This is a genomic window from Streptomyces sp. V3I8, assembly GCF_030817535.1.
GTDB lineage: Bacteria > Actinomycetota > Actinomycetes > Streptomycetales > Streptomycetaceae > Streptomyces.
Window position 1 is genome coordinate 2,019,535 of sequence record NZ_JAUSZL010000002.1, and the last position, 13,210, is coordinate 2,032,744.

Consider the following 13,210-nt stretch of genomic DNA (forward strand, 5'->3'; position numbering starts at 1 on the left):
GATGAGCTGAAGACGCAGGTGTGGCTGAACACTGATGCCGGCTGCCGGCTGCGCGTGATGGCCGCCCGTGCCGGTGTGAGTCCTGAGCAGGCCCTGGCCCAGCTCGCCGACCGCGTGCGTATGGACGACACCGGCGCCCTGACGGTCGATACCTTCGCCCCGCACTGATCGGGGTCAGGCGGTGTCCCGTACTCGCGGTCTCGTGAGGGTGCGGGTGCGGGACACTCTCGCCAGCGCGCTGCACGCAGTGGGCTGTCCTGGCTGCCCGCCTGGATGTCATAGAAGTGCACCTCATGGTGCAGTTCTGTTACGGGATGCGGTATCAGGCAGGCAGATCGCAGGACTCAGGTCACGAGTGGGCCAGTGCGTCTGCCCGCAGGTGGGCGAACAGCGCCCGTACCTGCTGCGGGTCGTCGCTGTCCGTGGTGAAGGACAAGATCGCCTGCAGAATGTGGCGGGCAAGGTCACCGGTGGCTCGAACGTCGTCGCCCGCGCTACGGGCCCAGCCGGACCTCATGCTCAATGCCACGGTGGTCATGTGAGAAACGAGGCCTTGCCACAACTCGGCCAGCGTCTTCTGCTGGTCGGCCCCCTCAAGGCCTGTGATATCGGTGACGACCAGCAGCATGCTCTGCACCCTGCTGGCACCGTACTGAGCCACCAGCACCGCCAGCGACTGCTCACCACGCACCAGAGCGGCCAGCGCGTCGCTGTCATCGGCCCATGCCGCTTCCAACGCCGCAATCACGCGCATGACCTGGTCCGCAGTCAGCTCCGGTGGCATGGAAGGCACCATAGCCATCGCCCACGACCCCGGGACCCCATTCCGGAAAGCCCTGCCAGGACCCCGGTAGCTGAGTGGGATCGTTGAGGACACCGCCGCAGCATCCTGCTCCCCCGAACCGACGCGTCACGGGGAGCAGACGCCGGCGTCTTACCCCAAGCGGGCGCGGCTCAGCCGTGGGCACCCATGGTGTGGGTCTGCCAGTTCTCGAACAGCGGCGGCAGGATGCCCGGGTCGCGGTTGAGATCTTGGCGCCAGCCGGGAAAGCCGCGGGCGGCAGGCGTGTGCAGCGCGCAGGCGCAAGCCGACGCGCAACGAGAACAGTGCGAGCCCCGATCCCCCGGGCACGCCGCCCCGCCCCGGCCTTCCCGTCTTCCTTCTTCTTGGTCCGGGCGGGGTGGAGAGGAGTGCACAGGAGGATGTCGGGCTGGCGACCACGGCCTGCCACGCCTGGTCACCTACAGTTTCACCCTCTGCCGCCGGGCCGGGTGGGGACGGTTGTCGGCGGGATTGTCAGACCGGTCAGCGGTGGGGTTGTCAGCCCAGTCGGGGCAGTGTTGTCGGATCGTGACCGTGGCCGGCCCTTTTGGTAAGAGAACCGGTCGGGGTCGGCTGCTGCCGTGGCAGGAGGAGCGCGGCGTCCGCGCCGAGGGCGCTGCCGTGTCACGGAGGCAGTGATCGATGGTGAATGTGGACGCGGGCGGCGGGGACTGGTTGGCGTTGGCGGTGCTGGCGCAGTAGCGGATGGCGACGACCGAGCAGGTGCATCTGCTGACCGCTCCGGGGGTGCGGATCGAGCAGACGCGGCGCCGGCTCGCGAAGCTGCGCGGGGAAGGTCTGGTGGACCGCATCACGCTGGCGCAGGCGGGGCGGATGCAGGTGTGGTTCGCCACCGGGTACGGGGCGCGGATCGCGGCCACCTGGCCGGAGTTACGGGGTCTCTCAGCGCGCCGGTACGCCGATGACCGGACTGCGGTGCGGCTGAAGATCGGGCACGGGCTGACCGTGACCGAGGTCGGGCTCGGCATCGTCCAGCCGGGCGGCGCTGTGGGCGATGTTCCGCAGCCAGCCTCTTCCTTCTTGCAGGAACCAGTTCGTGAGCCTGGCATGCCAACAAGGCAACTGTTACGGGCAATTGCGGATTTGTACCCCGTAAGGGAGGAGAGTGGAAGCTGGAGCCGCTCTTCGGTTCCGGTCCCCAGGGGGAAGGAGGCTGGCTGGTGCAGGCATCTTCGGCAGAGCAGGGCGCCGTGATCGTGGAGATCGTGGCGGCGGTGCGGAACGTGGATTACTGGCGGGCGGGCGTCTTGATGGAGAGGTTCGTGCGGGACGCGGATCTGGCCGCCCTGGCTGCTCTACGTGGAGCCCTCAATGAGGATGCCGCTGTGGAGCAGCGGCTGTAGCTGCAGTATTTGCTTGGCGCTTTCGGCGACCGCCCATTACAGGGGGTGGCCCGCGGTCCTTGCACGAGAACCGGGTGGTGCGACAGGTAGTGCGGGCGGCCGCCGCCGGAGTGTCGACCGGCGGCGGCTGCGCCCGGGCGGGGACACCCGTGGCTCCCCCTGCATATATCCGCAGGCGTCCCTGCACCGGACTGTTCCTCTCTGCCGGCCTGGGGGCGCGGAAGCTATCCCAGGCCGGCAGGCAGGAACCAGGCGCCGGGGCTCCCTTTTGTGTCCGCTGCGAGGATGTCAGGGAGTCCCGGCCGTCGTGCGGCCGGCTGTTGCTGTGTGGCCCGGGGTCCGGGAGCCTGGCGGCACGGTGACTGTGCGGGTTGTCAGCACAGTCACCGGCTTCTGCCCGAACCGTAGACAGGCTCTGACGGTCATCGCCAGAGAACGGACCGCTCCGAGCGCAGCACAGTAGGCGCACGGACGCACACCCCCGCACGACGACACCTCCCAGCTCACACCCTGCATCGCACCGGCCACACAAGGCTTGCGGGCTGCCAGGAGCTGACCGCGCCCATCCCGGCCGTCCAGGCGGTAGGGACGGCGACGGTGGCCATCTCCGCGGCCGGGCGCCGGCGATGGCATTGGTGGTGGTGCGGCGTACCGGTCGAGTGGGTTCGAGGGTGCTGCGGGTGACGGCGATGATGGTCTCGTTCACCGCCATCGCGTGCGGAGCCCTCGAGCAGGCCGTCCCGAGGGCGGTGGAGCCCATATCGCCCGCGGGGCATCCCAGGACTTCGACGGCCGCATCATCCCGAGCGTGCCGCCGGCGGCCACGTTGGAGGGGTAGCGCGCTTCGCTGTGCACTCGTTGTGCGGGGACGGTCACCGTCGACACCGCGCAAGCGGCACCGGCGGTCGGCCACACCGGCGTGACGGCACTGGCGAAAGTGAAGGCGGCAGTCGTGTGCCCGGAGGGGGAGGAGGAGCTGTCCGGACGGCCCTGAAGGTCTTCCGGCGGCACCCACACTCCTGTGGTGGGTGCCACCGACGGTACATCTGCTTGGCGACCGCGTTCGACGGCACCTGCGCCAACGCCATGGACGTCACCCCAGCAGCAGCGGCCGTGTGGCTGCGCCATCCGCCGACGGCGCCCATCACGCAGGTCGTCGCCCACCACAGCTTGGTGTGCTTGGCCGCTTCCTCCACCGCGGACGCGAGCCGCTGCCCCCAGGGCCGGTCCCCATGCGATCGACCGCCTGGCCGGCCGGCGATCTGCGGCGAGCAGATCTGCGATTTCCCGTCCCGGGCCGTCCCACTGCGATTCCGTGATCGAGTCGACGCCTCCGCCGGTCAAGGCCCGGGAGCGGACCCGGCGACGGTGGTCTCGCCGTTCAGGATTCAAGGCGGCGGCGGTCCTCTTCGTCCCATTTTCGGGTGTCGCGGGGCTGGACGTAGGGCTCCTCGCCGGACGGGTGGCCGCCCGCGGCGGCGCGCTGCCGGTGCATCTCGGCGTCGAACTCCAGGCCCAGGAGGACCGCCAGGTTCGTGATCCACAGCCACACCAGGAAAATGATCACGCCGGCGAGGGCGCCGTAGGTCTTGTTGTAGGAGGCGAAGTTCGCCACGTACAGCGCGAACCCGGCGGAGGCGATCATCCAGATCACCAGGGCCAGGAAGCTGCCCGGTGTGATCCAGCGGAAGCCTCGGACCTTCGCGTTCGGCGTCGCCCAGTACAAGATCGCGATCATGACCGTGACCAGGACGACGAGCACCGGCCACTTGGCGATCGACCACACCGTCAGGAACGTGTCCCCTATGCCTAGCGCGGTGCCGACCTGCCGGGCCAGGCCGCCGGTGAAGACGACGATCAGCGCACTGACAACTGCCAGGATCATCAGCACAACGGTCACACCGACCCGGACCGGTATCACCTTCCATATCGGACGGCCCTCGGGAATGTCGTAGATGGCGTTCGCGCTGCGGATGAACGCCGCGACATAGCCGGAGGCTGACCACACGGCGAGCGCCAGACCGACGATCGCCATGATCGAGCCGAGCCCGCCGTTGCCCTGCATCTGCTTCACCGCATTGCTCAGGACGTCGCGCGCCGCGCCCGGGGCGAGCTTCTGGATGTTGTCCAGCACCTGCTTCGTCACGTTCTGGCCGACGATCCCCAGCAGCGAGACCAGCGCCAGCAGGGCCGGGAACAGCGCCAGGATCCCGTAGTAGGTCAGCGCCGCGGCCCGGTCGGCCAGCTCATCCTTCTTGAACTCCTTCAGAGTGCCTTTCAGCGCCGCCCCCCGGGAGCCCTTGGGCAGGTCCGCCGGAGTGTCCGGCGCCTGCCGCTCCACCTGCTCATCCGGTCCGGCACCCGTCCCCCGCCCGGCCTCGACCTTCTGGCCGGCCGCGGCGTGCCCGTCATGCCTTCCATGCCGTCTCAGTGTCCGTACCATGCCGTCCGGGTATCCGGATGAATGTAGCCCATACACGGCATTCCTGATGAAAATCTGTTTTTTATGTATTTTGTGGCTATTCGTACAGAAGGGCTGCCGAGACGGTCCGCTGCCGCATCGACTTCAAGTACGTACGCCACGGCCATGGAGCCGGCCGATCCCGGCTTTCACCACAGCGTGCCGGCCGACTTCCGCGACCGTCTCGCCGAGGGAGATCGCGCCGACCGTCTCCTCGACCTCGCGTCGGCCCGCCTCAAGGAGGCTGGCCTGGTGCGCGAATGCGCCACCCAGCGCACCGCCTCCACCCATGCCCTAGTGTCCTGAGTCAGGAATTCGTTTCAGATAGCTGGCGAGGCGTTCGAGGATGTCGTCGGCGGTCTTCGTCCAGGTGTATGGCCTGGGGTTGGTGTTCCAGTCGGCGATCCAGGTCCGGATGTCCTTCTCCAGGGCCTGCACGCTCTTGTGGACGCCTCGCCGTATCTGTTTGTTTGTGAGTTCTGCGAACCAGCGTTCCACCAGGTTGAGCCAGGACGACCCGGTGGGTGTGAAGTGCAGGTGGAAGCGGGGGTGTGCAATCAGCCAGGTCTTGATCGCCTGAGTCTTGTGGGGGGCGTAGTTGTCGAGAACCAGGTGCACGTCGAGGCCCGGCGGGATCTCCCGGTCCAGTTTGGTCAGGAACTTCTTGAACTCCTCGGCCCGGTGTCGGCGGTGGAGAGAACCGATCACGGCGCCGGTGGTCACATCGAGCGCCGCGAAGAGCGTTGTGGTGCCAGCGCGAACGTAATCGTGTGTGGTCCGCTGCGGGATGCCGGGCATCATCGGAAGGACCGGCTGCGAGCGGTCCAGGGCCTGAATCTGCGACTTCTCGTCAACACAGAACACCAGAGCCCGCTCCGGCGGATCCAGGTAGAGCCCGACGACGTCGTGCACTTTGTCCACGAAGTACATGTCCGTCGAGAGTTTGAACGTCTCGGTGCGGTGGGGCTGCAGGCCGAAGGCCCGCCAGATCCGGGAGACGGTCGACTGCGACAGACCCAGCTCCGTGGCCATCGCCCGCGTCGACCAGTGCGTCGCGTTCCTCGGCGTGCTTTCCAGCGTCCGTTTCACCACCGCGGCGACCTGCTCGTCGGACACCGACCAAGGACCGCCTGGACGTGGCAGGTCACCGAGCCCCTGCAAGCGGTCGCGGACGAAACGCGCACGCCACTTGCCGACCGTGTGCTCCTCGACTCCGACCTGGCGCGCCGCCTCCCGGTTGGCAGCACCCGATGCACACGCAAGGACGATCCGGCACCGCAGAGCCAACGCCTGCGACGTCGACCGCCGACGAACCAACTCCTCCAACCGGTCACGTTCCTGAGCAGTCAACACCAACGCAGCCTTCGGCCGCCCCATCCGCGCCATGAACAGACCCTACTCATGAAACGAATTCCTGACTCAGGACACTAGGTATCGGGCCTGCAGTGCCGCGGCACTGTCCTCGTACCTCGTGTCGGACGACTCCCCTTACGAGCAGGACAGTGGGGCTGGAAACGGTCACGCTGTGCCCGACCTGGATCTCCTCGTGGAAGTCCCGGGCGTTCTTCTTGGACGTGCGTGCGATGGTGTCACCACGCATCCGACGGTTTGTGGTCCCAACGGGCCGCGCAGGGATGGGGCGGCCCGGTCGGTCGCTTCCTGCACGGTTTCTGACCTGCCGTTGAGGTATGGCCACCGACGACTGCCGGCCGGCCCTCATCATGTGAGTTTCATGTGAGTCCCAGGGGCATCGGGTGCTGTCTATGAGGTCTTCCCAGGTCAGAGACTTGCCGTTGCCATGAAACGTTCATGTTCGTGCAGATCGGGCCCACGTCGGTAGCGGACAGTGAGTGGTGCACGCGACGGTCGCGTGCACCACTGCCGGTCTGGAGTCTCGATGATCGAAGTATGCGGCCTGTCGAAACGCTATGGCGAGGTTGCGGCAGTGGACGATCTGACATTCGCTGTCCGCCCCGGGGAAGTGACCGGGTTCCTGGGACCCAATGGAGCCGGCAAGTCGACCACGATGCGCATGATTCTGGGCCTGGACGCCGCCAGTTCCGGGACTGCGACAGTGGCCGGTCGGCCGTACGCTGCGCAGCCCGCACCACTGAAGGTGGTCGGGGCGCTCCTGGATCCGGGCGCGGTGCTGCCCAGTCGCACCGCCTATCATCATTTGTCGGCGTTGGCGGCCAGCAACGGGATTCCGCGCCGCCGGGTGGACGAGGTACTGGCGGAAGTCGGCTTGGAGAAGGTGAGTCGCCGACGTGCGGGGACGTTCTCCCTCGGAATGCGTCAGCGGCTGGGCATCGCCGCGGCCCTGTTGGGTGATCCTCCGATGCTGGTCCTCGACGAGCCGCTCAACGGGCTGGACCCGGAGGGCATCGTATGGATTCGCTCGCTGATGCGGAGGATGGCGGCCGAAGGACGCGCGGTTCTGATGTCCAGCCATCTGATGAGTGAGATGGAGTTGACCGCCGACCATCTCATCGTCATCGGTCGCGGAAAGTTGATCGCTGACATGACGATGAAGGACTTCATCGAGGCACATTCCGAGCGCGAGGTCTTTGTTCGCACCCCTCAGGCCGAGGCCCTGCACAGCATGCTCACCGCGACCGTTCAGGTGCGGAGCGAGGGCGGTGACGCTTTGGTGGTGACAGGTCTGGAAGCCGCCGAGATCGGGGCCCTGGCGTCGCTCGGCGGAGTGGAGCTGCACGAGCTTGCTCCGCGCCAAGTGTCGCTGGAAAAGGCATTCATGGACCTGACGCGCGATGCGGTGGAGTACCAGTCGGAGAAGGGGACGAGCCGATGACGCACGCCCCTACGCAACTCCCTACCAGGTCGACAAAAGCCCGTCGGCACTTGCTCGTGTCCCGCCTTCAGTCGGACCCGGATCGTGCGCGGAGTGGGAGGGTGACCTTCTGGCACTGCCTGCACGCCGAGTGGATCAAGATCCGCACGATGCGCTCGACGGTGTACGTGATCCTGGGCACTCTGGCATTCTGCATCGGTCTTGCTGCGCTGAACGCCTCGTCCGCAGGCAGTGAGTTCGCGGACCTGAGTCCCGCGGACCAGGCCTCGTTCGACCCGTTGGCGACCAGCCTGCGCGGCTACCTGCTTGCGCAGATCGCGCTCGGCCTGTTGGGCGGCCTGGTCATCACCTCGGAATACGGTGCGCGCACGATCGTCCCCACCCTGATCGCTGTTCCGCACCGGCTGCAGGTGCTGGTGTCCAAGGCTGTGGTGCTGACGGGCGTGGCGCTCCCGGTCGGGATCGCGGTGTCACTGGCCGGGTTTCTCGTGGGGCAGGCGTCGCTGTCCGGGGCGGGCGCCCCGCACCTGGCACTCTCCGACGGCGTGGCACTGCGTGGCATCGCAGGTGGTGGTCTTTATCTGGCACTGGCCGGGCTCTTCGGACTGGCTCTGGGCACGGTGATCCGCTCCACCACGGCAACAGTGACCACACTGTTCGGCGTCATGCTGATCGTTCAGGCCTTCGCCCCGGCCCTGCCCGCAGGACTCGGCGACTGGGTGTCGAAGTACTGGCCGCCGATCGCCGGCGGGCAGATCATCACCAGCTATCAGGACCCCATGTTGCTGAGTCCCTGGGCGGGCGTGGGCGTCATGGCCGGATGCGTGGCCGCCCTGATGACGGCGGCGTTCGTCGTCTTCCGCAAGCGTGACGCCTAGCAAGGCGGGACAGTGAAGACAAGGATTCGCCAGCCGGGAACGGGTGCCATGACGACGACACAACGACTGCTACTGGTGGAGGACGAGCCCACGCTGCGTGAGCTGCTGTCTGCCAGCTTGCGGCTGGCCGGCTTCGAAGTGATTCCGGCCGAAGCCGGCGGCCAGGCCCTGGAAGCGGTCCGCGACAGGCGCCCCGATCTGATCGTCCTGGACGTGATGCTGCCCGACTTCGACGGCTTCGAGGTCGCACGCCGCCTGCGCGAGCATCCGTCCGGTTCCGGAAGCGGGCACCCGCCGATCCTCTTCCTGACGGCCCGGGACGCAGCCGAGGACCGCATCAGCGGTCTGCGGGCCGGCGGGGACGACTACGTGACCAAGCCCTTCAACCTCGAGGAACTCATCCTGCGCATCCAGGCCGTGCTGCGTCGCACCAGCGGCCGCCGGCTCGATGGGCTCGTGGTCGTCGACGACCTGGAACTCGATCTCGACAGCCACCAGGTGACGCGAGGCGGCGAGCCGGTGCAGCTGTCTCCGACCGAATTCAACCTCCTGCGCGTGCTGATGGAAAACGCCGGCCAGGTCTTGTCCAGGGATCAGCTGCTGGACCAGGTCTGGCACTACGACTTTGACGGCGACGACTCCATCGTCGCCTCCTACATCAGCTACCTGCGCCGCAAAATCGACACCGGCGAACGGAAGCTGATCCATACGGTGCGTGGCACCGGCTATGTCCTGCGCAGGCCCCGCGGATGAGTGCGGCTGCCACACGTGGGCCAGTCAGCCGTCTGTCGCTGCGCGGGCGGGTCGTGGCCATCACGTTGCTGCTAGTCATCGCCGCCCTGTTGGCCAGTAACGCCCTACTCGTCACCCTGCTGCAACGGCAACTGGTGCAGCAACTGGATGACCGGCTGCGCACCGCTGTCACGACGGCGGCGCGGCTGTCGAACATGGAAGACACGTCCGGCGAGTCGGCACCGGAGACGCGCGATGCCGTGGAGGGCGACCTGGCGGGCGACGTCTACGTCGCCTACCTCGATGCCGAAGGGCATCTGCGGCATACGCTGCGTCCGGCCGCCCATGGCACCCCCCGACTTCCGGTCCTCGGCACCGCAGCGATCACGGCCCGAGACCAGCACCCCTTCCAGGTCCTGGGCAAGGATGACGGCGATGAGTGGCGTGTCATCGCTGCCCCGTTGGCCGCCGGCCACGACACCCAGGTGGACGAGGGCGGCAGCGTCGTCGTGGCCGGTTCCCTGTCTCCGGTCCACACGACGATTCGGCAGCTGGGCGTGCGGATGCTGGTGATCGATTCCCTGGTGCTCGTCTGCTTGGGCATCATCGCCTGGTTCGCCGTGCGAGCCGGTCTGCGGCCGCTGCGGCGCATCGAGACGACGGCAGCGGCCATCGCGGGCGGAGATCTGTCGAGCCGGGTCCCGCAGCCGGCCACGACGCGCACCGAACTGGGCCGGCTGTCCGCCGCGCTCAACGGCATGCTGGACCGCATCGAAGCCGGCGACGCCGCCCGCGCCGCCACCAACGAGCGTATGCGCACCTTTGTCGCGGACGCCAGCCACGAACTGCGCACCCCGCTGTTCGGGATCAAAGGCTTCACCGAGCTGTATCGGATGGGTGGCATGCCCGAGCGCGCCGATGTCGATGCCGCCATGAGCCGTATCGAACGCGAAGCAGCCCGCCTCGCCCGCATTGTCGAGGACCTGCTGCTCCTTGCCAGGCTCGACGAAGATGCCACCGGTGATGTGCATCCGACCCTTCGTCTCACCCCCATGGACCTGCGCACCCTGGCCGCCGACGCCCTGCACGACCTACGGGCCTTGGCCCCCGAACGTCCCATCACCCTGACCGGCCCGGGCGGCGGTCCGCCCGGTGGCGCCCCTGTTCTGGGCGACGAGTCCCGACTGCGACAGGTCACCTCCAATCTCGTCGGCAACGCCATCGCCCACACTCCTCCCGGCACGCCGGTACGCATCGGTGTCGGCACGCTGGACGATCAGGCAGTCCTGGAGCTGAGCGATGAGGGGCCAGGAATCGCGGCCGAGCAGACCGGCCACATCTTCGACCGTTTCTACCGTGCCGACACCGCTCGCGGCCGCACACAGACTGGCGGTGCCGGTCTCGGACTGTCCATCGTCCGCTCCCTGGTGACCGCTCACCGCGGCCGCGTTGAGGTCCGCTCAGTGCCGGGGGAGGGCGCCACGTTCCGCGTCCTGCTGCCGCTGCATCCCGACAGCTCCGCCAGCGATTCCTGAGGACAGCGCGGTAACCCCTCGGCCGGCCGACGCGAACGGCCGGACGTAGCCGACGCATACCCGAATCCAAGAACCACCGATGGCGTGCTCCACCCAGGTATGGCGCCTTTCTGTTCGCGCGCCCGCTGCCGTTCGCGGCTGGGGACTACCGGCGGGAGATGAGACACCCGCCGAGTCCTACTTGTTTTTGAGTACAGGGGGTCGTCGATACGGCCGACGACACGCCTGGGGCCGGCCCGGCAGGGTTAATGACGTTCCCAATAACCAGATATGGAGATGTCTTTCATGGCTACTTTCTTGCATCGGCTGGGCCGCTGGGCCTTCCGAAGGCGCCGCACCGTGGTGCTGGCCTGGGTAGCCGTACTGGCTGCAGTATTCCTCGGGGCCTCCAGCGCATCCGAGGCATCGGAGGACTCGTCCTCCCTGCCCGGCATCGAGTCCCAGCAGGCATTCGACCTGATCAATGAGCGGTTCCCGGGTGCCGAGGCGGACGGTGCGGAGGCCCGCATCGTGTTCGTCGCGGAACACGGCCGGCAGGTCACCTCCGCCGCCGGCCGCTCGGCCGTCGGTGAACTCGTCACGGCGGTGGCCGACGGGCCGCAGGTCGCCGACGCGGCCAGCCCTTTCGACACGAACGCGGTCAGCAAGGACAAGTCGACGGCGTACGCCACCGTCACCTACAAGGTCGCCAGCGACGATCTCACCGACGCCAGCAAGACGGACCTGACCAAGGCAGTCGAGCAGGCCCGGGACGCGGGCCTGACCGTCGAGGTCGGCGGCTCCGCGCTGGAGACCGAAGCCGCGCAGGGCGTGGGTGAGGTACTCGGCGTTCTCGTCGCCGCAGTGGTGCTGCTGATCACCTTCGGCTCACTCGCCGCCGCCGGTCTCCCCCTGCTCACCGCCATCCTCGGCGTCGGCATCAGCCTCGCCGCAATCACCGCCGTGAGCAGTGTCTTCGGATTTTCCTCGACGGTCGGTGAACTGGCGATGATGCTGGGCCTCGCCGTCGGCATCGACTACTCCCTGTTCGTGGTCTCCCGCTACCGGGAAGAGCGCGCCAAGGGACACCAGCCGCAGGAGGCGACGGCCCTGGCCGTGGGCACGGCCGGGAGCGCGGTCGTCTTCGCCGGGCTCACCGTCGTGATCGCCCTGCTGGGTCTGTCCGTCATCGGCGTCCCGATGCTCAGCAAGATGGGTATCGGCTCGGCAGGCGCCGTCATGGTTGGAGTCCTCATCGCCCTGACCGCCGTGCCGGCACTCCTGGGCTTTTGGCCCAATGCAGTGCTCTCGCGCCGCGACCGCAAGGGCGAACGCCGCTCCCGCACCAAGATCCTCAGCCTCGTCGGCAGGACCAGGACGGCCGGCATCACCACGAAGGCCTCCCGGGGTGTTCGCTGGGCGCAGTTCGTGGTGCGCCGCCCGCTGCCCGTCCTGCTCCTGTCGGTGATCGGCCTCGGGGCGCTCGCGGTGCCGTCGCTCGACCTGCGGATGGGTATGCCTGGCGATGAGGCCAAGTCGACCGCGACCACCGAGCGCCGCGCCTACGACGCGCTCGCCGAGGGCTTCGGCCCGGGCTTCAACGGCCCGCTGACCGTGGTGGTCGACGTCAAGAAGGCCAAGGACCCGCAGGCGGCCGTGACCGCGGTCTCCGACAAGCTCACCGGCACCAAGGGAGTCGTCTCCGTCTCCCCGGCACGGTTCAACGAGGCCAAAGACACAGCGGTGATCGCCGCTGTCCCCTCAACCGCACCCACCAGCCGGCAAACGCAGGACCTGGTGCACAACATCCGCAGCGAGCGCAGTGCGGTGGAGTCGGCCACCGGAGCCGACTTCAAGGTCACCGGCACCACCGCCCTGAACATCGACGTGGGCCAGAAGATGCAGGACGCCCTCATCCCCTACCTCGCGGTCGTCGTCGGTCTCGCCTTCCTCCTGCTGATGCTGGTCTTCCGGTCGATCCTGGTACCGCTCAAGGCCGCACTCGGCTTCCTGCTGTCCGTCGGTGCGGCCCTCGGCGCGATCGTCACGGTCTTCCAGCAGGGCCACGGAGCCGGCTTCTTCGGCGTCGACGAGACCGGCCCGATCATGAGCACCATGCCCATCTTCCTGGTGGGCATCGTCTTCGGCCTCGCCATGGACTATCAGGTCTTCCTGGTCTCCCGGATCCGCGAGGCACACATCCACGGAGAGCAGCCCGGCCAGGCCGTCGTCACCGGCTTCCGGCACAGCGCCCAGGTTGTGGGAGCAGCAGCACTGATCATGATGGCGGTGTTCGGCGGTTTCATGACAGGCGGCGAATCCATGGTCAAGATGGTCGGCTTCGGGCTGGCCAGTGCCGTCTTCTTCGACGCCTTCGTCGTCCGCATGGCATTCGTGCCCGCGGTCCTGGCGCTCCTCGGCAAGCGTGCCTGGTGGCTGCCGCACTGGCTGGACCGGGTGCTGCCTCGCGTCGACGTCGAGGGCGAAGCACTCACCCAACAGGTCGGCGTGCCGCGTGATCTGCATGCCGACGATCCACAGGCCTCCATGACGGTCTGACGCACCAGCCGACCGGGCCGCTCCACTCGGCCCCAGAGCGGCCCGGTCCTGCCTCCACTCTGTCCAC

Annotated in this window: 12 protein-coding genes; 9 read left to right on the forward strand and 3 right to left on the reverse strand. The window is 67.8% G+C overall.

Annotated features, from left to right (window positions below; genetic code table 11):
* Positions 1-18: 18 nt before the first annotated feature.
* Positions 19-168 (forward strand): hypothetical protein, encoded by a 150-nt coding sequence (locus tag QFZ75_RS08895; RefSeq protein WP_307535301.1) that lies wholly within the window; start codon positions 19-21, stop codon positions 166-168.
* 181 nt (positions 169-349) lie between these two features.
* Here the strand turns inward: QFZ75_RS08895 and QFZ75_RS08900 are convergent, their stop codons facing one another.
* Positions 350-784, reverse strand: coding sequence for a hypothetical protein (locus QFZ75_RS08900; protein ID WP_307535303.1), 435 nt, complete (start codon positions 782-784; stop codon positions 350-352).
* A 744-nt stretch (positions 785-1,528) separates the two neighbouring features.
* Between QFZ75_RS08900 and QFZ75_RS08905 the strand changes: the two genes are divergently transcribed.
* Positions 1,529-2,038: a replication-relaxation family protein gene (locus tag QFZ75_RS08905; protein WP_307535305.1), complete on the forward strand. Its 510-nt coding sequence runs from the start codon at positions 1,529-1,531 to the stop codon at positions 2,036-2,038.
* Positions 2,035-2,187 (forward strand): hypothetical protein, encoded by a 153-nt coding sequence (locus tag QFZ75_RS08910; protein ID WP_307535306.1) that lies wholly within the window; start codon positions 2,035-2,037, stop codon positions 2,185-2,187. The genes QFZ75_RS08905 and QFZ75_RS08910 overlap by 4 nt, the downstream gene beginning before the upstream one ends.
* A 1,381-nt stretch (positions 2,188-3,568) precedes the next feature.
* Here QFZ75_RS08910 and QFZ75_RS08915 read toward each other — a convergent pair.
* On the reverse strand, positions 3,569-4,630 hold the full coding sequence (locus QFZ75_RS08915; protein ID WP_307535308.1) for a YihY/virulence factor BrkB family protein: 1,062 nt from the start codon (positions 4,628-4,630) through the stop codon (positions 3,569-3,571).
* Positions 4,631-4,774: 144 nt separating this feature from the next.
* On the opposite strand from QFZ75_RS08915, the gene QFZ75_RS08920 reads away from it, so the two are divergent.
* Positions 4,775-4,954 carry a hypothetical protein gene (locus QFZ75_RS08920; protein WP_307535311.1) on the forward strand — a complete coding sequence of 60 codons (180 nt, stop codon included), beginning with the start codon at positions 4,775-4,777 and terminating at the stop codon, positions 4,952-4,954.
* Here QFZ75_RS08920 and QFZ75_RS08925 read toward each other — a convergent pair.
* Positions 4,943-6,025 (reverse strand): IS630 family transposase, encoded by a 1,083-nt coding sequence (locus QFZ75_RS08925; RefSeq protein WP_307544331.1) that lies wholly within the window; start codon positions 6,023-6,025, stop codon positions 4,943-4,945. The two genes, QFZ75_RS08920 and QFZ75_RS08925, sit on opposite strands and share 12 nt — an antisense overlap.
* A 520-nt stretch (positions 6,026-6,545) precedes the next feature.
* Between QFZ75_RS08925 and QFZ75_RS08930 the strand changes: the two genes are divergently transcribed.
* The 5 genes from QFZ75_RS08930 (at position 6,546) to QFZ75_RS08950 (ending at position 13,143) form a co-directional block, all read left to right on the forward strand.
* Entirely contained in the window at positions 6,546-7,460 is a 915-nt protein-coding gene (locus QFZ75_RS08930) for an ABC transporter ATP-binding protein (RefSeq protein WP_307535312.1), read from the forward strand.
* A gap of 101 nt (positions 7,461-7,561) precedes the next feature.
* Positions 7,562-8,338: an ABC transporter permease gene (locus tag QFZ75_RS08935; protein WP_307535314.1), complete on the forward strand. Its 777-nt coding sequence runs from the start codon at positions 7,562-7,564 to the stop codon at positions 8,336-8,338.
* Positions 8,339-8,386: 48 nt separating this feature from the next.
* Positions 8,387-9,091, forward strand: a complete 705-nt coding sequence (locus QFZ75_RS08940; protein ID WP_307535316.1) for a response regulator transcription factor — start codon at positions 8,387-8,389, stop codon at positions 9,089-9,091.
* A gap of 53 nt (positions 9,092-9,144) precedes the next feature.
* Positions 9,145-10,605, forward strand: a complete 1,461-nt coding sequence (locus QFZ75_RS08945; RefSeq protein ID WP_373465828.1) for a sensor histidine kinase — start codon at positions 9,145-9,147, stop codon at positions 10,603-10,605.
* 285 nt (positions 10,606-10,890) lie between these two features.
* Positions 10,891-13,143: an MMPL family transporter gene (locus tag QFZ75_RS08950; protein WP_307535319.1), complete on the forward strand. Its 2,253-nt coding sequence runs from the start codon at positions 10,891-10,893 to the stop codon at positions 13,141-13,143.
* The last annotated feature ends 67 nt before the right edge of the window (positions 13,144-13,210 follow it).